This window comes from Streptomyces sp. NPDC058308 (assembly GCF_042880275.1).
Taxonomy (GTDB): domain Bacteria; phylum Actinomycetota; class Actinomycetes; order Streptomycetales; family Streptomycetaceae; genus Streptomyces.
Genome location: NZ_JBHVZA010000007.1, coordinates 203316 through 224559, shown reverse-complemented (window position 1 = coordinate 224559; position 21244 = coordinate 203316). Strand labels below are relative to the sequence as shown.

Sequence of the window (21244 nt, the reverse complement as noted above, 5' to 3'; positions counted from 1 at the left end):
GGTGGGCGAGAAGCGGCGGCAGAAGAGAATGCCGCGAGCCGTGCGTGAGCGGCAGATGCTGGACGCGGCGGTGCGGACGTTCGGGCAGCGGGGGTACCGGGCGGCGTCCATGGATGAGATCGCGGAGCTCGCCGGTGTCTCCAAGCCGCTCGTGTATCTGTATCTGAACTCCAAGGAAGAGCTCTTCAGCGCGTGCATCCGGCGTGAGGCCGCCGCGCTCGTCGCCGCGGTGCGGGAGGGGGCGAGCGGAGCCGCCCTCGCGGGGGAGCCCGCGGACCGGCAGCTGTGGGACGGGCTGCGGGCGTTCTTCTCGCACACCGCCGAGCGGCCCGACGGCTGGGCCGTGCTGCACAGCCAGGCGCGGACCCAGGGGGAGCCGTTCGCGGCCGAGGTCGCCGCGATGCGGGAGGAGATCGTCGCCTTCGTGACGTCGCTGATCGCGGACGCGGCGCGCTCGGCGCACGGCGACCCCTCCCTGCCCGACCGCGAGGTCGCGGGGCTCGCGCAGGCGCTGGTCGGTGCGGCGGAGTCGCTGGCCGGCTGGGCCAACACGGACGGCTCCGTCTCCGCGAAGGAGGCGGCGGCGACGCTCATGAACTTCGCGTGGGCGGGGCTTGGGGGTCTGATGGAGGGGCGGCGCTGGGTTCCCGCGTGAGGACGCCGGTGAGGTGTGGTCTGCCCGTGGCGGAACGGAGTTCGAAGGCGGAGCTGCCGTGTGCGGTGTACGTGACCGTGGACGGGAGGGGGACGGGCGCCTTGAAGTCCGCCTTGAGGTAGGTGGCTCCCTCGCCCTCGCTCTCGACCTCGCTCCCGTCTCCGTGCTCCGCTGTGCAGCGGGCGATGGTCCACATGCCGTGGGCGATGGCGTGGGGGAAGCCGAAGGGGCGGGCGGTGAGCGGGTGCAGGTGGATGGGGTTGCGGTCGCCGCTGACGGAGGCGTAGCGGCGGCCCAGGTCGGGGGGCAGGTGCCAGTGCGTTCCGGCGGGGGCGGGGGTGGGGGTTTCGGTCGGCCTTTGGTGTGTGCCGTGTCGGTGCCGGGCCAGATAGGTGCTGCTGGACTCCCAGAGGAGTTCGCCGTCCCGGGAGGCTGCCTCGATGGTGAGGGTCGCTTCGGTGCCGCGCCGGTGGGGGGTCAACTTCTCTGTCCGGACGGAGAGTTGCAGCTCCTGGGTCGCGGGCAGGGGGCGGTGCCGGGTGATCTCGATGGATGTGTGCACGAGGCCCAGGAGGGGGAGCGGGAAGTCGCGGGCGGCCATGAGGCGCATGGTCAGGGGGAACGCGAGGACGTGCGGATAGGTGAGGGGAAGGGTGCCGCCACGGTCGGGGTACCCGCAGACCGCGTTGTACGCGGCGAGGTGGTGGGGGTCGGGGGTGGTGGGTGTGGTGGTGAGGACGTTCCGGGCAGGGGGGTGGGTGCTGGGGCGTTTGAAGGGGGAGGCGAGAGCGGCGCGGAGAAGGAGGGCGGGGAGCGGAGTACGCATGGTCGTCCTTCGTGAGGTGGCGGGTGGGACGCGTTGGCTGGCGGGGCGCCTTGTGTCCGGTGGTGGGGGGCGGGGGCGTGGGGGTATGTGCGTACTCGCCATCCCTGCGTCGCGCTGCACGGACAAAGACGCCAGAGCATGCTCGGTGCTCCGTGCGCACATACCCCCACGCCCCCTCGGGCCGCTCGGGCGCCTGGCAGGCCGGTGGGGGCGGCCGACTCCTCCTCGTGCGCCCCATCGCGAGCCAAAGCCCCCCACTCCGACTCCCGCCGTACGTTGCGGGGCAAACGCCCCCACCCTCACTCCTGCGGCCCGTGGCGGGGCAAAGGCCCCAGCTCCGACTCCCGTCGTATGTGGCGGGGTAAAGGCCCGGGCCCTTACTCCTGCGGCTCGTGGCGGGGTAAAGGCCCCAGCTCCGACTCCCGCCGTACGTCGCGGGGTAAAGGCCCCGCCCATACTCCTGCGCCCCGTCGCGAGGCAAACGTCCCCACCCCTACTCCCGCAGATGGTCACGGCAAACCCCACCCCCCGCCCCTACTCCCGCGGATGGTCACGGCGCCCCCCAGCCCCCCACCCACCCGCCCCTACTCCCGCCATACGTCGCGGGGCAAACGGGTGGGTGGGTGGGATAACTCCGCCGCGAAGCGGCGGTCCTGTTCGTACCGCGAGCGGGGAAGCGGGGGAGACACCCACCCACCCCCCGGCCCCCTCCGCCGCGGAGCGGCGGGCTCGGCCCTGTTTGGGCCCGCAGGGGGAAGCGGGGGGGGGGATACCCACCCCCCGGTCCAATCCGTCGCGGAGCGGCGGGGCTGCTGGTTGGGCCGTCGGAGGGGGCGGGGGGAGATGTCCCTGCCTGAGCCGAGTGCAACGGCCACTCACGAGCCGAGAAGGCTCTGCCCGCACACCCGTACCGTCTGGCCGTTGACACCTCCCTGCGCCAGCCACGACGTCGTCTCCGCCACGTCGACGGGAAGGCCCCCCTGCCCGAGGGAGTTCATGCGGCGCCCCGCCTCGCGGATGAGCAGCGGCACCGCGGCCGTCATCCTCGTCTCGATGAAGCCGGGGGCCACCGCATTGACCGTCACCCCGTGCTCCGCGAGCGCCCGCGGAGCGAGCGAGCGGACGAGGCCGACGATGCCCGCCTTGCTCGCGGCGTAGTTCGTCTGGCCCGCGTTGCCCGCGATCCCCGCGATGGAGGCGGTGGCGATGATCCGGCCGCCGGGGCTGAACGCCCCGGCCTTGAGGAGCGCGTCCGTCGTGGCGAGGACCGCGGCGAGGTTCACGTCGAGGACCGACGTCCAGCGCTCCCGCGCCATGTTGGCGAGCTTGCGGTCGCGGGTGATGCCTGCGTTGTGGACGAGGATGTCGAGCCGGCCGTCGGGCAGCGCCGCGGCGATGCGGTCGCCGGCGTCGGGCGCCGTGATGTCGAGCGGCAGTGCCGAGCCGCCCAGCCGGCCGGCCACGCGGGTCAGGTCCTGTTGGGCCGAGGGGACGTCGAGGAGCGTCACCGTGGCGCCGTCGCGGGTCAGGACCTCCGCGACCGCCTCGCCGATGCCGCGCGCCGCGCCCGTCACCAGGGCGGTGCGCCCGGCCAGGGGCCGGTCCCAGTCGGCGGGGGCGGCGAGCGTCTCGGCGGGGCCGGTCTGGATGATCTGGCCGGTGACGTAGGCGGACTTGGGGGAGAGCAGGAAGCGCAGGGTCGGCTCGGCGGTGGCGATCGGGCCGGTGACGCGGACGAGTGTGGCGGTGCGGCCGCGGCCGAGCTCCTTGGCGAGGGAGCGTACGAAGCCTTCGAGCGCCTGCTGGGCGGCGGCCTGGTGGTGGTCGGCCGGGTCGGGCGGGCTGCCGAGGATCACGACGCGGCCGTTCTCCGCCACCTCGCGGACCACGGGGTGGAGGGCCGTGTGCACCTCGGAGAGGGTCTCGACGTCGGTCACCGCTGTGGCGTCAAGCACAACTGCCGTGGGGTGGTGGGTGGTTGAGGCGATCGTGTGGCCCGCTGAGGTGAGGAGCGTGGGCAGGTCGGCCGGGTAGGTGGACTTGCCCGCCGTGAGCAGGAGCAACTCGCCGTCCAGGGTGGGGTGTTCTGGAGAGTGGCGGTGCAGTTGGGCCGGCTGGGGCAGGCCCAGGTGGCGGGTGAGGAAGCGGCCGGGGCCGGTGGTGGCGAAGGTCAGGTAGCGGTCGGCCATTGTCCAACTCCCAGCTCGGTCGTAAATTTACTTCGGAGTAAGGTTACTCAGGGGTCAGGAGCTGGTCGAGACATGAGTCGTCCCTCTGTGCGCCGCGTCGCCGTCGTCGGCGGCAGCCGCATTCCTTTCGCCCGCTCCGACGGGCCGTACGCCACCGCCTCGAATCAGGACATGCTGGCCGCCGCCCTCGACGGTCTGGTCGAGCGATATGACCTCCAAGGCGCGGGAGACGTGGGGGAGTTCGTCGCCGGTGCCGTGCTCAAGCACAGCCGGGACTTCAACCTCGCCCGGGAGGTCGTGCTCGGGTCCGCCCTGGACTCCCGTACGCCCGCGTACGACCTTCAACAGGCGTGCGGGACCGGCCTTCAGGCCGTCGTCGCCGTCGCCAACAAGGTCATGCTCGGGCAGATCGAGTCGGGGATCGCCGGGGGATCCGACACCGCGAGCGACGCTCCGCTCGGGGTCAACGACGAGCTGCGGCGGATCCTGCTCGCGGCACGGCGGGCCACGTCGGTGGGCGGTCGGCTGCGCGCCCTGGGGCGGGTGCGGCCACGGCACCTCGTACCGGACGTCCCGCGCAACGCCGAGCCGCGCACCGGGCTCTCCATGGGCGAGCACGCCGCGGTGACCGCGCGGAAGTGGGGCATCACGCGCGAGGCACAGGACGAGCTCGCGGCGCTCAGCCACCAGCGGCTCGCGGCCGCGTACGAGCGGGGGTTCCTGGACGATCTCGTCGTACCGTTCCGCGGGCTCGCGAGGGACCAGAACCTGCGGCCCGGATCGACGGTGGAGAAGCTCGCCCGGCTGAAGCCCGTGTTCGGGGCTGACGCACCCGGCGCGACCATGACCGCGGGCAACTCCACCCCGCTGACGGACGGCGCCGCCGTCGCCCTGCTGGGCAGCGAGGAGTGGGCCGCCGGGCGGGGGCTCGCACCGCTCGCGTACCTCACCGCCTGCGAGAGCGCCGCGGTCGACTTCGTCGACGGTGATGTCGCCGGGGGTGAGGACGGGCTGCTGATGGCGCCCGCGTACGCCGTGCCCCGGATGCTGGAGCGGGCCGGCCTCGGACTCGGCGACTTCGACTTCGTGGAGGTGCACGAGGCCTTCGCCTCGCAGGTGCTCGCCACGCTCGCCGCCTGGGAGAAGCAGGGGCACGGCGCCGTGGACCGGGCGCGGCTGAACGTCGCCGGGTCGTCGCTCGCCACCGGTCACCCGTTCGCGGCGACCGGTGCGCGCATCGTCGCCACCCTCGCCAAGCTCCTCGCCGAGCGGGGGCGGCCCGGGCGCGGACTGATCTCCATCTGTGCGGCGGGCGGGCAGGGAGTCACCGCGATCCTTGAGCGGGACTGACGAGGGGCGGCCGTCACGTGGAGTAATGGGCGTGCGCGTACGGTGACCTTGCGCTGAACGGGCGAGGGCCGCGGGCCGCCCTTAGGGTGAGCGAGGGGCCACACCCTGGGAGGTTGCCGTGCGTGGAGCCTGTGCGATAGCCGGTGTCACCGTGCTGGTCGTCGTGGGAACGGGTGCGCCGGGCGTGGCGTCGGGCGCCACCGTCGCCGATGACGGCGGCGGACGGCCCGACCTGTCGCGCTACTACACGCAGAAGATCAAATGGGTCGCCTGCAAGGGCGATACCGAAGCCGTGGCCGAGGCCTCGGAAGGGGCCAAGGACGTCCGGTGCGGGCACGTGAGCGTCCCGCTCGACTACGCGAAGCCCGCCGCGGGGACCGTCGACGTCGCGATGATCCGGCTGAAGTCCAGCGCGAGCGGCAGACCCCGCGGATCCCTGCTGCTGAACTTCGGCGGACCCGGCGGGCCCGGCGTCTCCGCGCTCGCCGGCGCGCAGAAGGAGTTCAGCTTCCTGAGCAAGGACTACGACATCGTCTCCTTCGACCCGCGCGGCGTCGGCCAGAGCGAGCCGGTCAGCTGCGGCGACGCGGCGGGCAACGCCGACCCCACCACGGAGGACTCGGACGACGCGGCCGCGGTCCTGCGGGAGCTGCGCAAGGTCGCCAAGGAGTGCGAGGCCAAGTCCGGGCCCGTCCTGCCGCACATGGGGACCGTCAACGTCTCCCGCGACATGGACGTCATGCGGCAGGCCCTCGGCGACAAGAAGCTGAACTACCTGGGGTTCTCCTACGGGACGCGGCTCGGCGCCGTCTATGCCGCCCAGTTTCCCCAGAAGGTCGGGCGGATGACCCTCGACGGCGTGGACACGCTGACCGAGCCCGTCGCCGCACAGTCCCTCGCGACCGTCGAGGGGCGCCAGACCGCCCTCGACAACTTCCTCACCTGGTGCACCGGGAACGCCGGCTGCGTCTTCGGCACCGACTCCCGCACCGCACGGCAGAGCATGGTCAAAATTGTTCGGCAGATGGACGCGATGCCGCTCCAGTCCATGGACGGCCAGCAGTTCACCGGGCAGGACGTCGTCGGCGTCCTGAGCCAGGCCCTGTACAGCAGGCAGGCCTGGCCCGCGCTCTCGCAGGCCCTGGGGGCGCTGCTCGCCGACGGGGACCCGCGGGCGCTGATCCGGATGAGCGGCGGGCTGCCGGGCGGGGTGCTCCCGGGCGGCGGCGGGCTTCCGGTGCCTTCGCCGGTCCGTGCGGCAGGTGCCGGGCAGGGGCCGGTTCATGCGGCCGGTGCCGGGCAAGGGCCGGTCCGTGCGGCCGGTGCCGGGCAGGAGGTTCCTCCGGACAATCTGTCCGCCGCCCTCATGGCCGTGAACTGCGCCGACGACCCCGACCGGCCCGACGCCGCGCACATCGAGAAGGAAGTCGGCAAGCTGCAGAAGCAGTTCGAGGAGGCCTCGCCGGTCTTCGGCAAGTCGATGCTGATGCCGGTGCTGCTGTGCTTCGGCCGGCCCGCGGGGACCAGCTACATCCGTGAGGACGTACGGGACGTACAGACGCCCAAGATGCTGCTCGTCGGCACGCGGGGCGACCCGGCCACGCCGTACCGGTGGACGGAGGAGACCGCGCGTCGGCTCGGCTCGCAGGCCGTCGTCCTCGACAACAAGGGCGACGGGCACACCGGTTACCTCGGCTCCAAGTGCGTGCAGGACAAGGTGGACGGGTTCCTGCTGTACGGGGAGACGCCGAAGACCGGGAGCTCCTGCGCCGCGGAGTGAGGCGGGGTGATGGGGTGAGGTGGGCGGTGGGGGGAGTGCCGGGTACGGGCGGGCCGCGTCAGGCCAGGTCGAGCATCGCCTTTTCGTCCGGGGTGTCCGGCGGGGCCTGATAGACCACCATGCGCTGGTCGCCCGACCGCGCCAGCTTCATCACCTCGTACGTGAGGGTCATCGCGCCGACCTTCGGGTGCTCGAACGACTTGGTGCCGCCCCCGCGCTCGCTCACGTCGTACCGCTCCCAGATGCGGGCGAAGTCCGGCGACTTCAGGAGGAGTTCGCCGACCAGGTTCGTCAGCTGGGGCGAGTCGGTGTCCGTGCCGGCGATCGCGCGCAGGTGTGACACCGACTTGGCGACCGTCTCCTCCCAGGGCCGGTACAGCACCCGGCCCACGGGGTGCAGGAAGAGGTAGCGCACGACGTTGCGCTGCTCGTCCGGCCAGTCCCACAGGCCCGGGAGCAGCGCCCTGCCGGGGGCGTTGGCGGCCAGCATGTAGCTGTGCCTGCTCACCACGTACGCGGGCAGCGGGGCCAGCGCCTCCAGCATGCGCAGGGTGGACTCGCGGACCGTGTGGTCGGCCGTGGGGTGCGGTTCCGTGAGGCGGCCCGAGGCCAGCTCGGCCAGATCGCGCAGGCGGTCGTGGGCGTCGCCCGTCAGGCGCAGGGCGCGGGCCAGGGCGTCGATGACGGCGGGGGACGGGTTCGCCTCGCGGCCGCGCTCCAGACGCGTGTAGTAGTCGACGCTCACACCGGCCAGCGTGGCGAGCTCCTCGCGGCGCAGGCCCGGGGTGCGGCGCAGGCCGGTGCCCGCGGGGAGGCCCGCCTCGGCCGGGGTGACCCTGGCGCGCCGGGCTCGGAGGTACCGGCCCAGCTCGGTACCGGTGCCGGTGCCGGTGCTGGTGCCGGTGGCCTTGGCGGTGGGGGCGGGAGCTGGCGCCGTACTGTCCGTCATCCAGTCATTGTCCCTGGTCGGTGTCCGGCGTGGGGGGCCGTGTCAGGGCCAGGAACGCGGGACCCCGGTGAGGTGCGGCCTCCCACGGGGGGCTGCCGCCCGGGAGAGTGAGGGTTGTGCGGGTGGCCCGGCCACCGTGACCCAGGGGGTGCGATGTCACCGGGCCGCGGTGCGGTGGTCGGTGCCGGCCGCCGTCTGTGCCGTTTCTCGGTCGGTGCCGGCTGCCGTCCGTGCCGTTTCTCTTCGCCGCTCCGCGACGGGGGTTCTCCGCCGCTCCGCGGCTGTTCTTCGCCGCTCCGCGGCGGCTTTCCCCCACCCACCCGCCCGTTGCTCCGCACCACCGCGAACCCGATCACCCCGTCGCTCCGCGACGCGACTCCCTCCTCGTAGGAGCCCCATGTCTGCCCCCGTGCTGTCCCCTCCCCCCACTCCCCCCGCTTCCCCCGTCCGGAACCGGACCGACGCCCCGCGATCCTCTTCCGCCGCCCTCGCTCTCGTCGCCTCGCTCCTCGGCTTCACCGTCATCACCATCGACGTCACCGCCGTGAACATCGCGCTGCCCGACATCCGCGCCACCCTGCACGGCGGCATGGCGGGACTGCAGTGGGTCGTGGACGCGTACACCCTCATGTTCGCCGCGCTGATGCTGTCCGCCGGGGCGCTCGCCGACCGGGCGGGGGCGCGGCGGGCGTACGTGTGGGGTGTCGGGCTCTTCACCCTCGCCTCGCTGGCCTGCGCCCTCGCGCCGGGCATCGGCGCGCTGATCGCGGCGCGCGTCGTGCAGGGCGCGGGCGCCGCGATCGTGATGCCCGCCTCGCTCGCGCTGATCCGGCAGGCCTACGACGACCCGCGCCGCCGCGCCCGCGCCATCGCGCTGTGGACGGTCGGCGGTTCCGCGGCCGTCGCGGTCGGGCCCGTGCTCGGCGGGGTCCTTACGGAGAGCGCGGGGTGGCGTGCCGTCTTCCTGCTCAACCTGCCCGTGGGCGCCGTGATCCTCGCGCTCCTCGCCCGCACCGCCCGCTCTCCCCGCCGCCCCGCGCCCCTCGATCTCGCGGGTCAGGCGACCGCCGTCCTCACCCTCGCCGGGCTCGCGTTCGCGGTCATCGAGGGCGGGCACCTGGGGTGGACGAGCGCGCCCGTGCTCGCCGCCTTCGCCGTGGCTCTCGGTTCCGGTTTCGCCTTCCACGCCGCCGAGAAGCGGCACGCCGAGCCCATGGTTCCGCTCGGTCTGCTGCGGCAGCGGCAGGTCGGGGTCGCCCTCGCGGTCGGCTTCGCGGTGAACGCCGGGTTCTACGGCGTGACCTTCCTCCTCGGCCTCTACTACCAGCAGCTGCGCGGCATGTCGGGCGTCGAGGCGGGCCTGATGTTCGTGCCGCTCGCGGTGTTCATCACGGGGACCAATCTCGTATCGCCCCGCGCCGCCGAGCGGTTCGGGCGGCGCCGGGTCATCGTGCTCGGGCAGGCGATCCTCGCCCTTGCCATGTTCGTCCTCGTCCCGCTGAGCGCCGAGACCCCGCTGTGGCTCGTCCTTCTCCTGCTCGTGCCGACCGGCCTCGGCGGCGCGTTCGCCGTCCCGGCCCTGACCGCGCAGCTCATGGACAGCGTCCCCGGCGAGCGCGCGGGCACGGCCTCCGGACTCCTCAACTCCCTTCGCCAGACCGGCGGAGCGATGTCCGTCGCCCTCTTCGGCGCGCTCCTCGCGGGCAGCGGCGGCGACGACGCCGGGTTCTCCCTCGCCGGTATGCACACGGGTCTCGTGGTCGTGGGCACGGTGCTGTGCGTCACCACGGCTCTCGCGGCGTGGCTGCTTCCCCGGGACTGACGGCGGTCAGGCCGTGGCGTACGCGAGGAAGCGGGACCAGGGGGTGGGCGAGATGGTGAGGGCGGGGCCATCGAGGCTCTTGGAGTCACGTACGTGGATGGCGTGGGGGCAGGGCGATAGCTCTACGCATTCGCCACCACCTTCGCTGCTGTAGCTCGACTTCCGCCAGGGGTAGGCGACTTCGAGGCATTGGCCGCCTTCGCCGTCGCTGTAGCTGCTCTTGAACCAGTGGAGCTGCTCGGTGTTCATCAATCTCCCAGCATCTTCGCAATCAGAGCCCGGGACTCCTGGGGGTTGAGGGCATGAGTTCGGATGATCCCATAGCGGAGGGCGATGATGCGGACCTCTTCCCGGTCGGTGATGAGCCGGGGGTACCCCTGCGTCTCCATGTACGCCACCGGCTCCCGACCCCTCGGTGTCAGCAGGGTGAACGAGCCGCCGAGGCTGGGATGTTCATCGCGGTCCGTCGGCATCACCTGCAACTGAACTGTGCGCATCTGTTCGATGCGCAGAAGATGCCGGAGCTGCTCTGCATGGACCGTTTTACCGCCGATGGGTCGGCGCAATACGGACTCCTCCATGACGAAGCTGAACTCCGGCGGCGGCCATTGCTCGAAGATCTGCTGACGCGAGAGCCGGTCGGCAACCCGTTTCTCGATAGTCCCGGTGTCCAGAGGTGGCCGCCGCTGAGTGAAGACGGCCCGCGCGTATTCCTCGGTCTGGAGGAGGCCGAGTACGGCCATGGAGCTGTAGTCGTACAGCTCGACGGCATCAGCCTCCAACCCGGCGTAGCTCCGGTACCACTCCGGATGTCTCGTCCGCGCCTTCGCCTGCGCTTCCCGTACGTCGTCGGCCGCAGCGGCCAGCACGCCTCTCGCGTCGAGCAACTCATCCACCCGGCGCAAGAATTCGGGCTGCGGTGTCCGTACGCCGCGCTCTATCGAAGAGATCAGCGCCTCCCCGCAGTGCGCTGCCTTGCCGAGCTCCCGTTGGCTCAACCCCGCGTGTTCGCGAAGCACCTTGATCTGTTTGCCCAGGGCGCTGAAGAGATGGGCCGTGCCGTCCGTCTCGGAAGGCCGCTCCGGTCGTTCCTCACGATCTGTACCCGCCATGCCCGTACCGTCCTCGCGTGGTCACGGTCGACGCCTCGTACAGCCGAGCTCACGTACTCGTACACGCACCCGGCGTCTTGGCGTCGTGCCTGGCCAGCGTAGAACCCGCCCGCCACGCTCGGTGACATGGAAACTCAAATCTCCACCCCCCTAAACGGGTTGGACGCCCCGGAGCGCCTGGGCGCCTTCCGGCAACTCCTCAGCCCCACCCCCCCGAGGCGCCCGCCTCGCCCGGCGCCTCACCGTGCACCAACTGGACCTCTGGGGCCTCCCGCACGGCAGCGCGGTCTCCGACGCCGCCGCGCAGATCGTCGCCGAGCTCGCGGCCAACGCGGTGACGCACGGTTGCGTGCCCGGCCGGGACTTCGAGCTCCGGCTCCTTCAGCGGAAGGCGGAAGCCATGCTCCGTATCGAGGTCGCGGACGCGCGCGGAGAGCGATGGCCGCAGGCGCGGAAGCACCCCGCCCCCGACGGAGCGGGCGGCCGAGGCCTGTGCCTGGTCGGAGCGCTCGCCGCGGCCTGGGGCGTCGACGAGCGAAGGGCGGGCAAGACCGTCTGGGCGGAGCTTCCGTACCGGCCCGGGGGCACCGGGGCGGAAAGCGGGCTATCGCAATGACGGGGTGACGGGTGAGACTGGGGGTAGTGGAGGGGTCACGGCGTGGTCCCTCCGGACCGACGGGGGAAGAGGACCACATGCTCATCATCGTTTCCGTACTGGTCGTGGCCGCGGCAGTGATCGCTGCCTGCCTGGTCGTCCTGCGGCGCCGGGGCGGCTCCGGGGAGCGCGGCGCGGTGGAGCGCGGTGCGGCGGCGCAGGGGCTCGCGCAGGGGATGGGCGGGGTCAACGCCAGGAACCAGAACATGGGCGGCCCGGGGGTCTGAGCCCCGGTCGGGCGCCCCTTCTGCCTGCTCACGCCCGAAAGCGTGGCGCTCGACGACTGACCGTGGCTGGCGGCACCCCTCTCGCGGGGCCCGCTCTCACGGCCGTTCCCGGCCCGCGGCCAGCCGTTCCATCAGGGCCGCGCTGCGCGCGAGCAACTCCCGCTCGGCATCGTTGAGTTCCGTCTCGATGGCGAGGGCCAGCCAGCCGGCCCGGCGGCCGCGCTCCGCCTCCAGTGCGGCCGCGCCGGCCTCCGACAGCTCCAGCAGGGACTTGCGGCCGTCCGTGGGGTGGGCCCTGCGCGTGACCAGGCCCTGGTCGAGGAGGAGGCCGACCGCTCGGGCCATCGACTGGGGGCGTACGCGCTGGTCGGTCGCGAGATCGCTGGTGGTCATGGCGCCGTCGCGGTCGAGGACGCCGAGTACGGCGATCTGCCCGTGCGGGATCCGGTCCTCGCGCTTTACGCGCCGGGTGAGCTTGCCCATCGCGGTACGCAGTTCGGCGGCGACGGTGGCGGATTCCGGGGTGGGCATAGGGCACTTTAACCCGGAAACGCCGTTGCGCAGCAGGACTGAACAGCAAAGGTGTAAAGCAAAGGTGTACAGCAAAGGTGTACAGCCAAGGTGAACAGCAGCGCTGTATAGTTTTCGCGTCGGGCCAAGCGCCAGCGTCGTCGCAGCCACGTCCGGCAGACGACAACGGGAAGGAACTCCCATGCCCGACCGGTCAGTTGAATCCACCACCGTGCGCCGCGTCACCGCCCGCACCGTCCTCGACAGCCGCGGCAACCCCACCGTCGAGGTCGACGTCCTCCTCGCCGACGGCTCCCTGGGCAGCGCCGCCGTGCCCTCCGGCGCCTCCACCGGCGCCCGCGAAGCCGTGGAGCTGCGCGACGGCGACCCGCGGCGGTGGCACGGCAAGGGGGTCGACCGCGCCGTGGCCCACGTGAACGGCGAGATCGCGGACGCCGTCACCGGGCGCGACGCCGACGACCAGGCCGGTCTCGACGCCGCGCTCGTCGCGCTGGACGGCACGCCCACCAAGGCGCGGCTCGGCGCCAACGCCCTGCTCGGCGTCTCCCTCGCCACCGCGAAGGCCGCCGCCGCCTCGCACCGGCAGCCGCTCTACCGCTACCTCGGCGGCGCCGACGCCCGCGTGCTCCCGGTGCCGATGATGAACATCGTCAACGGCGGCGCCCACGCCGACAACCCGCTGGACTTCCAGGAGTTCATGATCGCGCCGGTGGGCGCGGGCACCTTCGCTGAGGCCGTCCGGATGGGCTCCGAGGTCTTCCACACGCTCCGCCGCGACCTGCTGGCCGCGGGCCACTCCACGGCCGTCGGCGACGAGGGAGGCTTCGCGCCCGCGCTGCGCACGGCCGAGGAGGCGCTCGACTTCGTCGTGGCCGCGATCGAGCGTGCCGGGTACCGGCCCGGCACGGACCTCGGCCTCGTCATGGACCCGGCGACGTCGGAGTTCTACCGGGACGGCGTGTACGAGTACACGGGAGAGGGCGTCCGGCGCACCTCCGCCGAACAGGTCGACTACCTGGCCGGGTTGCTCGACGCGTACCCGATCGTCTCGGTGGAGGACCCGATGGCCGAGGACGACCTCGACGGGTGGCGCGAGCTGACGGCACGCGTCGGCGACAGGTGCCAGCTGACCGGGGACGACGTGTTCTGCACCAATGAGGCGCTGGTACGGGAAGGCGTGCGTACGGGAGTGGGGAACGCGGTGCTGGTCAAGGTCAACCAGATCGGGACGCTGACCGAGGCGCTCGGGACGGTGGGCGCCGCGCGGCGCGCCGGCTGGGCGGCGGTCATCTCCCACCGTTCCGGCGAGACGGAGGACACGACCATCGCGGATCTGGCCGTCGCCACCGGGTGCGGGCAGATCAAGACCGGGTCCCTGTCCCGGTCCGACCGCACGGCCAAGTACAACCGGCTCATCCGCATCGAGGAGGAGCTGGGCGCGTCGGCGAGGTACGGGTACGCCGGGTAGGCCCGGAAAGCCACAGAGCCTGCTCCGTGGGATGGCGGCGGGGCTCGGCCGTCCCTGCGGCGGCCCTACGCCACCGTAAACCCGTGGCCCTACGCCACCGTAGACCTGTGGCCCTACGCCACCGTAAAAGCGACCTCGTGAACCGAGTTGCGGGAGCCGGGCGGTGGCTGCACGCGGCCCGCCGCGTCCGTCGCGCGGGAGCGGATCGTGTGGGGGCCCGGCGTGAGCCGGCGGCGCAGGGAGAAGCCCTGCCAGGCAGGCTCGCCGCCGGGGACGTCGAGGGTGGCGGGCTCCCAGGGGCCGCCGTCGACGGAGAGGTCGAGGCGGACGACTCGCGTCGTGGACCAGGTGCGGCCCCTGAACGTCAGGGCGCCGCGCCGGAGTTCGTCGCCCGGCGCGGGGGAGAGGATCTTGCTGTTGACGTCGACCTCGCGCACCGGCTGCGGCACGGAACCGCCCGGCAGGGTCCGTGTGTAGAACGTCGTCGTGAACATGTGCTGCGGGCGCTTGTCCGTCAGCACGATCCGGGTCAGCCATTTCACCGAGTTCGTGCCGAACATGCGGGGGACCACGAGCCGCAGGGGGTGGCCGTGCCGGGGGCGCAGCGGCTCGCCGTTCATGCCGTGGGCCAGGAAGCCGTCGCGGTGCGCCGTGTCGAGGGGCAGGTCCTTCACGTAGGAGAGGCCGTCCTCGTCGCCGTAGGAGCCCGTGTCCGCGCCCTCGAAGACCACGTGCCGGGCGGCGGGCAGCGGGCCCGCGCGGTCCAGGAGCGCGGCCAGGGGCAGGCCCGTCCACTCCACGTTCGTCACCGCGCGCGTCGGTGTGTCGGGGCGGAGCGGGCTGCCGAAGCACTCGTGGAAGGCGGTCAGTTGGCGCGCGGGCAGGGCGAGCACCGCCGCGAGGTCCAGGCGCAGGGGCCGCTCCACCAGGCCCTCCACCGTCAGTGTCCAGTCGGCGGGGTCGATCTCCGGCAGGCCCAGGTGGGTGCGGACGAAGACGTGGTCGACCGGGGTGACGAAGTCGGGGCCGGGGGCGGGGTCGGCGAGGGAGGGGTCGCCCGGCGGGGGCGTCAGCGGCGCGAGGCCCGCATCCGTGGGCCTGATTGCGGTCTGCGGAGACGGTGCGGTCATCGGGCGGCTCCCTGTCCGGGGCCCTCCGCTTTGATGTCCGGCTCGGTCGCGCGGCGGTGCGGTGTCGTGTCGGACGCCTTCATCGCCAGGACGAACAGGGTCAGCATGGCCAGGGCCGTGGGTGTGATCAGCATGACGAGAAGTCCCCCCGGTTCTCGAAGTAGTGCGGAAGTCGAGAATTCGAATTCCGCAAACCTCAAGATCCTAGGGGGACGACGTGCCGCTGCCCACTCCTTTTTCCCGGCGGGGCGGGGGAGTTCAGCAGTTGCCCCGCACCTGCTTCCCCGCGAACCGGTCCGCCAGCCACTGGGCCGCGAGCGGCGACTGCGTGATCACGCCGCTGACGTGCTCGCCGACCGGCACGGTGTGCCACTCCACGGTGGCGCCCCGGGCGCACCAGTCCTCGCGGACCTGCTTGCCCACGCCGTACGGGATGAGCTCGTCGGCCAGCGCGTGGTACTGGTAGACGGGCGCGTCCGGCTTGACCGTGCCGACCCGCGACTCGTTCAGGCGCTGCTGCCAGTCGGGCTCGTCGAGGGGGTTCCTCGTGGTCATCGACGCGATCGTCTTGAAGGAGCCGAGCACGGCGCCGTCCGCGACGCAGGAGTTCTTCATGGCGCCGACGAGCGCCTTGCCCACCGGGTTCAGGTAGGAGTCGAGCTTCAGCTCGGGGAAGGCCGCGTTCTGGCCGAGCGCCGCCATGAAGATCAGGCCGGACCCGTACGAGCCGTCGTTGAACTTCGCGACCTTCAGCAGGTCACCGGGGATGCCGCCGGTCGCCGTGCCCTTGACGGCCAGGTCGGGTGCGTACGATCCGTGCAGTTCGGCCGCCCACGACGAGGCCTGGCCGCCCTGCGAGTAGCCCATGATGCCGACGGGCGTGTCCTTGCCGAGGCCCGCCTCGGGCAGCCGGATCGCGGCGCGGGCGGCGTCCAGCATGGCCTGGCCCTCGGCGCGGCCCACCGTGTAGGTGTGGTCGCCGGGGGTGCCGAGGCCCTCGTAGTCGGTGACGGCCACCGCCCAGCCGCGCAGGGTGAGCTGCTGGATGAGATTGGCCTCCACGGCGGTGCCGTTCGGGAAGCCCGCGCTGGGCGCGCAGCGGTCGGCGACGCCGACGGTCCCGACGGCGTACGTGATCAGGGGGCGCGGTCCCTTGTGGCCGTCCTGCGGGACGATGACCGTGCCGGAGACGGTGTTGGGCTCGCCCTTGGCCGTGGTCGAGCGGTAGTGGATCTTCCAGGCCCTGGTGTTCGTCGGCTGGCCCGGCAGGGGGTGAAAGCTGCTCGGGGCGGAGCTCACGATGTCGCCGGGGGACACGGCCGCGGCCGTGCTCTGGTCGGCGTGCGCCGTGGTGAGCGGGGCGACGGCCGACAGGCCGAGCGCGGCCACCACGGCCCACGCTCCGACGCCGGTGCGTGTGTGCATGCGGCTCTCCCAACTGTCCTCAGGGGCAGGGGTGTTGCTGGAACCGGGGTGTTCCGGGGTGTTGCGGCAACGACCGTAGTGACCTGTGAGTAAGTTCGGGGCTGACCGGGACGCTCACCTTCGTTGACCCCGGATCGCGGACACCGGGCGCCGTGCGGCGGTCCTGCACGACATGGCGATCCGCTACGAGGAGTCGGGGGCTCAGCCGTGGTGCGGGCCAGGCCCCCCGCAGGGCCGTTCCGTCTCCGTCCGGTAGGCACCCGGAGTCGTCCCCGTCCACCGCCGGAACGCCCGGTGGAAGGCCGTGTCCTCGGAGAAGCCGAGCCGCGCGGCGAGCTCCGCGATCGGCTCGCGGCCCTCCACCAGACCGGCGATCGCCGCGTCCCGCCGCACCGCGTCCTTCAACTGCTGGTACGACGTGGACTCCTGGGCGAGCCGGCGGCGCAGCGTCGCCGGGCTCACCGCCAGCCGCGCCGCGATCTCGCCGAGTGAGGGCAGCCGCGGTGAGGTGCGCAGCGCGCGGGCGAGGACGCGGCGCACCTGCTCGGCGACGGTGGTGCCGTACTCGCGCCGGGTGAGCAGCTCGAAGGGCGCCCGGCGAAGCATCTCGTCCAGCGCGTCCTCGTCCCTGATCAGCGGCGCGTCCAGCCAGTGCGCGTCGAACCCCGCGCCGGTGCGCTCGGCGCCGAACCGTACGGCGCAGCCGAAGAGCACCTCGTACTCGTCCTTGTGCGGGGGCGGCGGGTGCCCGAACTCGGCCCAGCGCAGCGGGATGCGGCGGCCGATCAGCCAGCTGCACAGGCGGTGCCAGATGATGACGAGGCACTCGGCGAGGAAGTAGTCCTGTTCGAGGTCGTTGCGGACGCCGAACACCGCCTCGTCCCCGCGGCGTTCCAGGACGAGGTCGGGGCCGCCCGGGAACAGGCCGTAGAAGGTGGTGCCCCGCTGCACGGCGGCGCCGAGGTCACGGCAGCCCAGAGCGGCCTGGCACATCATCGCGAACGTGCCCGGTCTGCTGACGGCGGCGCCGAGGCCGAGGAACTCGTCCTGCGTGGCCCGGTACAACTCCCGGAAGAGACGGGTGAACTGGGGCGCGGTGACCCAGGCCTGGTCGTCGCCGAGGAGCAGCGGCGGGATCTGCGCTCCCCGCAGCAGCGGCACGGTGTCGACGCCGCGCCGTTCGGCGCCGCGCAGCACGGCCCGCACATGGTGCACGGTGATCGTCCGCCTGGCCATGTCACGACGTTAGCGCCGGGAGGGCCTGCCCAGAACACCGCGTGGCCCCCGGAAACCCGTGCACCCGGCTGAGCGCCCCGGTCAGTGGTGCTGACGTTTCCCGTCATCCCGGGGGCCGGGCGCGCTCCCTAGCGTCGTACTCATGCAGCAGACAGGTAAGGACCCGAAGGACCCGGCCGAACTGCCCGGCACGCTGGCCCTGTTGGCCGAGTGGGCGGGGGAGCGCCACGGGGAGCTGCCCGCGCTGCGCTTTCGGCGCGAGGGGGCGTGGACCGAGCTGTCGTACACCGGGCTGCGGGACGCCGCGCGCCGGGTCGGCCGGGGCCTGCTCGCGCTCGGGGTCCGTCCGGACGACCGTGTCGCGGTCCTCGCAGAGACCCGCCCCGAGTGGACCTGGACGCACTTCGGTGTCCTGGCGGCGGGCGCGGTGGTGGTGCCGGTCTATCCCACGGCGGGCGACGACGAGGTCGCCTGGGTCGTGGCGGACTCGGGCGCCTCGGTGGTGATCTGCGAGGACGAGGCGCAGGCGGCGAAGATCGAGCGGCTGCGGGGGCGGTTGCCCGGCGTGCGGCACGTGGTCCTGATGACCCGCGAACCGGACGAGATCGGCTCGCTGGAGGAGCTGTTGGCGCGCGCCGAGACGCGGCGCGGCGAGGACCTGGCCACCATCATCTACACCTCGGGGACCACAGGGCCGCCCAAGGGCTGTCTGCTCACGCACGGCAACCTGCTCGCCGTGCAGGCCGCGTCCGTGCCGCTGGTCGACGGGGGCCCCGGCGACTCGACGTACCTCTACCTCCCGCTCGCCCATCTCCTCGCCCAGCTCATCGAGTTCACGACGCTCATCGGGGGCGCCACCCTCACCTTCTTCGGCGGGCGCGTCGAGGACGTCGTCGCCGAGCTCGCCGAGGCGCGGCCCACGCATCTGCCGTCCGTGCCGCGGCTGTTCGAGAAGGTGAGGTCGGTGGTGCTGTCCCTCGCCGAGGTGCAGGAGGGCGGCCGTGAACGGTTCGACGAGGCCGTCCGCATCGGGGTCCTCGCGGCGGACGGCGTGCTGCCCGAGGAGCTCAGGGACGCGTACGAAGCCTCCGACAAGGCGCTCTACGGCCTGGTCAGGCAGGCGCTCGGCGGGCGTGTCCGGTGGGCGCTGACCGGTGGCGCGCCCATCGCGCCGGACACCGTCGACTTCCTGCGGGCCTGCGGCATCGCGGTCTACGAGGGGTACGGGATGACGGAGTCGGCGGGCGTCCTCACCCTCAACCACCCGGGCTCCGTGCGCTACGGGACCGTCGGCCGCCCGGTGGACGGCGTCGAGCTGCGCATCGCCGACGACGGGGAGGTCCTCGCGCGGGGCGCCATGGTCTTCCCGGGCTATCACAACAACCCGCGGGCCACTCAGGACACCCTCGACGAGGACGGCTGGCTGCACACCGGCGACCTGGGGGAGCTCGACGAGGACGGCTTCCTCACGATCACCGGCCGCAAGAAGGACCTCATCATCACCTCCGGCGGCAAGAACCTCACCCCCTCGCTGAGCGAACTCGCCATCCAGACCTCGCGGTTCGTCTCCCGCGCCGTGATGGTGGGCGACCGCCGCCCCTACCCGGTCGCCCTCGTCACGCTCGACGCGGAGGAGGTGACCGGCTGGGCGGCGCGGGAAGGGGTGACGCTGACGGATCCCGCCTCCCGCGACCCGCGCGTGCGGGCACTGGTCCGCGAGGCCGTGGAAGCCGCCAACGCGGCCGTCTCACGCCCCGCCCGGATCCGCGCGTTCGCCGTCCTGGACGAGGACTTCACGGTGGCGGACGGCCTCCTCACGCCGAGCCTGAAGGTCCGCAGGAAGGCGGTGACGGAGCGGTACGCGGGGGTGGTGGAGGAGCTGTACGAGCGGGGCGGGCCCTCCGGGCGGGGTCCGGCGGCGCGGGGCGCTACGACAGCCCCGCGAGACGCAACAGCGCCGTAGTCGCCGCCGCGCCCACCACGACCACGGCGAACGGCGCCCTGCGCCAGGCGAGCACGCCGCCGGCCAGCACTCCGGCGGGCCTGGCCCACCCCGCGAAGTCCTGCCCCTCGGTGAGCGCGCCGGTGGCGAGCAGCGCGACGAGCAGCACCGTGGCGCCGACGGTCAGCAACTCCTGCACGCGGGGGGAGAGTTCGACGCGGCCGTGCAGGACGGGCCCGGCGAGGCGGAAGGCGTAGGTGCCCGCGGCGAGGGCGAGGACACAGGCGAGCGTGGCGTTCACGAGGCACTCCTCGGCGAGGCGGGGCGGGGGCGGCCGGGGCGGCGGGGCCCGCGCCGCGCGGCGAGCAGCCCGAGGAGGGCGAGCAGCACCGGCACGCCCGCGGGCAGCAGCGGCGCGGCGACGACCGCGATGACGGCGCCGGCCGCCGAGGCCCGCCGCGCCGCGCTGTCACCGCGCAGCGCGGGCAGCACCAGCGCCAGGAGCACCGCGGGGAACGCGGCGTCGAGCCCGAACCGGTCGGTGTCGCCGAGGGCGGACCCGGCGAGTGCGCCGACGAGCACGCTGAGGTTCCACGCGACGAACAGGCCGATGCCGGATATCCAGAAGGCCGCCCTGCGCTGGGCGCGGCCCTCCTGGGCGAGGACGAACGCGGCGGTCTCGTCCGTGACGAGGTGGGCGCCGATCAGCCGGGCGGGCCAGGACCGGCCGAGGTCGTCGGCGAGGGCCAGGCTGAACGCCGCCGTGCGGGAGTTGAGCAGCAGCCCGGTGGCGGCCGCGGCCACCGGGCCGCCGCCCGCGGTGAGGATGCCGACCGCGCTGAACTGGGCGGAGCCCGCGTACACGAGCAGCGACATGACCACGGGGACCCACAGGGGGAGCCCGCCCGCGACGGCGATGGCGCCGAAGGAGACGCCGACGACGGCGTCGGCGAGCCAGACGAGGGCGATGTCGCGCAGGACGCCGGGCGGCAGGTCGGAGACGCGCACGAGGCCGCCGGCTGCCCGGTCCGTTCGGTGGGGTGGGCTGTCTGTTCGGTGTGGCGAACGCATGCGTCGTAGGATGAGCGGAGCGGGCGTCGTTCGTCAAGCCGAACGATTGGTCCGCTCTGCCGAACGCAACGGGGAGAGAACCGAGGAGAAGCACAGATGACCGACGGGTCCCGCATGCCGCGCGAGTGGGTCGCGGCGGCCCTGCGCCGCGAGCGCACCAAGGCCGGACTCTCCCTCTCCGAACTGGCCAAACGCGCCGGTATCGCGAAGTCCACGCTGTCCCAGCTGGAGGCGGCCACCGGCAACCCCGGCATCGAGACGCTCTGGGCCCTGGCCGTCGCGCTCGGCGTGCCGTTCAGCGTGCTGGTGGAGTCGCCCGCCCCCGCGGTGACGGTGATCCGCGCGGGCGAGGGCCCGACGATGCTCGCCGAGAACTCCTCCTACTCGGGCACGCTGCTCTCGGCGGGCCCGACCGGCGTGCGGCGCGACATCTACCACGGCGCGCTGGAGCCGGGCGCCCCGCGCGAGTCCGCCCCGCACATCCCCGGCTCGGTGGAACACCTGATCATCAGCACGGGCCGCCTCCTGGCCGGCCCCCAGGGCGAGTCGGTCGAACTCTCCCCCGGCGACTACATGTCCTACCGAGGCGACGTCCCCCACGCCTACGAGGCCCTGACCCCCGCCACAACATTCGTATTGATCATGCAACACACCTGATGGGACCGCGGCAGCGCCCCGTCAGGGGCGCGGGGAACTGCGCGCTCAGCCCCCTCAGGGCCGCAGGGAAACACGTGCTCAGCCCCCTCAGGGCCGCAGGAAAGCACGCGCTCAGCCCTCTCAGGGGCGCGGGGAACTGCGCACCCAGCCACATCGAACCCGCAGCAGCCCCCCGACGCGAAGCCCCCCGAACCCCACCGCCCGCCCAACCAAGGCCCA

21 protein-coding genes are annotated in these 21244 nt (G+C 72.9%); 9 read left to right on the top strand and 12 right to left on the bottom strand.

Features of this window, described 5'->3' with window-relative positions:
* Positions 1 to 28 precede the first annotated feature (28 nt).
* Positions 29 to 655, top strand: a complete 627-nt coding sequence (locus tag ACFVYL_RS12800; RefSeq protein WP_389715007.1) for a TetR/AcrR family transcriptional regulator — start codon at positions 29 to 31, stop codon at positions 653 to 655.
* Here ACFVYL_RS12800 and ACFVYL_RS12795 read toward each other — a convergent pair.
* Positions 591 to 1481, bottom strand: a complete 891-nt coding sequence (locus ACFVYL_RS12795) for a MaoC/PaaZ C-terminal domain-containing protein (RefSeq protein ID WP_389715005.1) — start codon at positions 1479 to 1481, stop codon at positions 591 to 593. The genes ACFVYL_RS12800 and ACFVYL_RS12795 overlap by 65 nt on opposite strands.
* A gap of 875 nt (positions 1482 to 2356) precedes the next feature.
* On the bottom strand, positions 2357 to 3670 hold the full coding sequence (locus tag ACFVYL_RS12790) for a 3-oxoacyl-ACP reductase (protein ID WP_389715003.1): 1314 nt from the start codon (positions 3668 to 3670) through the stop codon (positions 2357 to 2359).
* Between the two features lie 72 nt (positions 3671 to 3742).
* Here ACFVYL_RS12790 and ACFVYL_RS12785 point away from each other — a divergent pair, with 72 nt between their 5' ends.
* Positions 3743 to 5020: an acetyl-CoA C-acetyltransferase gene (locus ACFVYL_RS12785; RefSeq protein ID WP_389715001.1), complete on the top strand. Its 1278-nt coding sequence runs from the start codon at positions 3743 to 3745 to the stop codon at positions 5018 to 5020.
* 118 nt (positions 5021 to 5138) lie between these two features.
* Positions 5139 to 6800, top strand: a complete 1662-nt coding sequence (locus ACFVYL_RS12780) for an alpha/beta hydrolase (RefSeq protein WP_389715000.1) — start codon at positions 5139 to 5141, stop codon at positions 6798 to 6800.
* 58 nt (positions 6801 to 6858) lie between these two features.
* On the opposite strand, the gene ACFVYL_RS12775 is transcribed toward ACFVYL_RS12780, so the two are convergent.
* The gene (locus ACFVYL_RS12775) at positions 6859 to 7749 is read right to left on the bottom strand and encodes a helix-turn-helix transcriptional regulator (protein ID WP_389714998.1); all 891 of its coding nucleotides are present in this window, start codon (positions 7747 to 7749) and stop codon (positions 6859 to 6861) included.
* 397 nt (positions 7750 to 8146) lie between these two features.
* Between ACFVYL_RS12775 and ACFVYL_RS12770 the strand changes: the two genes are divergently transcribed.
* The gene (locus tag ACFVYL_RS12770; RefSeq protein WP_389714996.1) at positions 8147 to 9571 is read left to right on the top strand and encodes an MFS transporter; all 1425 of its coding nucleotides are present in this window, start codon (positions 8147 to 8149) and stop codon (positions 9569 to 9571) included.
* Positions 9572 to 9577: 6 nt separating this feature from the next.
* Here ACFVYL_RS12770 and ACFVYL_RS12765 read toward each other — a convergent pair whose 3' ends face one another.
* Positions 9578 to 9820, bottom strand: a complete 243-nt coding sequence (locus tag ACFVYL_RS12765; RefSeq protein ID WP_389714994.1) for a DUF397 domain-containing protein — start codon at positions 9818 to 9820, stop codon at positions 9578 to 9580.
* The gene (locus ACFVYL_RS12760; RefSeq protein WP_389714992.1) at positions 9820 to 10683 is read right to left on the bottom strand and encodes a Scr1 family TA system antitoxin-like transcriptional regulator; all 864 of its coding nucleotides are present in this window, start codon (positions 10681 to 10683) and stop codon (positions 9820 to 9822) included. The genes ACFVYL_RS12765 and ACFVYL_RS12760 overlap by 1 nt, the downstream gene beginning before the upstream one ends.
* 244 nt (positions 10684 to 10927) lie before the next feature.
* Between ACFVYL_RS12760 and ACFVYL_RS12755 the strand changes: the two genes are divergently transcribed.
* Positions 10928 to 11299, top strand: coding sequence for an ATP-binding protein (locus ACFVYL_RS12755; RefSeq protein WP_389714991.1), 372 nt, complete (start codon positions 10928 to 10930; stop codon positions 11297 to 11299).
* Between the two features lie 77 nt (positions 11300 to 11376).
* A complete protein-coding gene (locus ACFVYL_RS12750) occupies positions 11377 to 11565 on the top strand; it encodes a hypothetical protein (RefSeq protein WP_389714989.1) in 189 nt (62 codons plus the stop codon).
* A 96-nt stretch (positions 11566 to 11661) separates the two neighbouring features.
* Here the strand turns inward: ACFVYL_RS12750 and ACFVYL_RS12745 are convergent, their stop codons facing one another.
* On the bottom strand, positions 11662 to 12096 hold the full coding sequence (locus tag ACFVYL_RS12745) for a MarR family winged helix-turn-helix transcriptional regulator (protein ID WP_389714987.1): 435 nt from the start codon (positions 12094 to 12096) through the stop codon (positions 11662 to 11664).
* A 181-nt stretch (positions 12097 to 12277) separates the two neighbouring features.
* On the opposite strand from ACFVYL_RS12745, the gene eno reads away from it, so the two are divergent.
* Positions 12278 to 13564, top strand: coding sequence for a phosphopyruvate hydratase (gene eno, locus ACFVYL_RS12740; protein WP_389714985.1), 1287 nt, complete (start codon positions 12278 to 12280; stop codon positions 13562 to 13564).
* Between the two features lie 113 nt (positions 13565 to 13677).
* On the opposite strand, the gene ACFVYL_RS12735 is transcribed toward eno, so the two are convergent.
* The 4 genes from ACFVYL_RS12735 to ACFVYL_RS12720 form a co-directional block, all read right to left on the bottom strand.
* On the bottom strand, positions 13678 to 14694 hold the full coding sequence (locus tag ACFVYL_RS12735) for a molybdopterin-dependent oxidoreductase (RefSeq protein ID WP_389714983.1): 1017 nt from the start codon (positions 14692 to 14694) through the stop codon (positions 13678 to 13680).
* Entirely contained in the window at positions 14691 to 14828 is a 138-nt protein-coding gene (locus ACFVYL_RS12730; RefSeq protein WP_389714982.1) for a hypothetical protein, read from the bottom strand. The genes ACFVYL_RS12735 and ACFVYL_RS12730 overlap by 4 nt, the downstream gene beginning before the upstream one ends.
* A gap of 124 nt (positions 14829 to 14952) precedes the next feature.
* Positions 14953 to 16119, bottom strand: a complete 1167-nt coding sequence (locus ACFVYL_RS12725) for a lipase family protein (protein ID WP_389714981.1) — start codon at positions 16117 to 16119, stop codon at positions 14953 to 14955.
* A 201-nt stretch (positions 16120 to 16320) separates the two neighbouring features.
* Positions 16321 to 17355: an AraC family transcriptional regulator gene (locus tag ACFVYL_RS12720; protein ID WP_389714979.1), complete on the bottom strand. Its 1035-nt coding sequence runs from the start codon at positions 17353 to 17355 to the stop codon at positions 16321 to 16323.
* A gap of 142 nt (positions 17356 to 17497) precedes the next feature.
* On the opposite strand from ACFVYL_RS12720, the gene ACFVYL_RS12715 reads away from it, so the two are divergent.
* Entirely contained in the window at positions 17498 to 19318 is a 1821-nt protein-coding gene (locus ACFVYL_RS12715; RefSeq protein WP_389714978.1) for an AMP-dependent synthetase/ligase, read from the top strand.
* Here the strand turns inward: ACFVYL_RS12715 and ACFVYL_RS12710 are convergent.
* Both ACFVYL_RS12710 and ACFVYL_RS12705 read right to left on the bottom strand, forming a co-directional pair.
* Positions 19284 to 19598: an AzlD domain-containing protein gene (locus ACFVYL_RS12710; RefSeq protein WP_389714976.1), complete on the bottom strand. Its 315-nt coding sequence runs from the start codon at positions 19596 to 19598 to the stop codon at positions 19284 to 19286. The genes ACFVYL_RS12715 and ACFVYL_RS12710 overlap by 35 nt on opposite strands.
* Positions 19595 to 20368, bottom strand: a complete 774-nt coding sequence (locus ACFVYL_RS12705) for an AzlC family ABC transporter permease (protein ID WP_389714975.1) — start codon at positions 20366 to 20368, stop codon at positions 19595 to 19597. Before ACFVYL_RS12705 ends, ACFVYL_RS12710 begins: the two co-directional genes overlap by 4 nt.
* A 96-nt stretch (positions 20369 to 20464) precedes the next feature.
* On the opposite strand from ACFVYL_RS12705, the gene ACFVYL_RS12700 reads away from it, so the two are divergent.
* Complete coding sequence (locus ACFVYL_RS12700) at positions 20465 to 21025, top strand: helix-turn-helix domain-containing protein (protein WP_389714973.1); 561 nt, start codon at positions 20465 to 20467, stop codon at positions 21023 to 21025.
* Positions 21026 to 21244 lie beyond the last annotated feature (219 nt).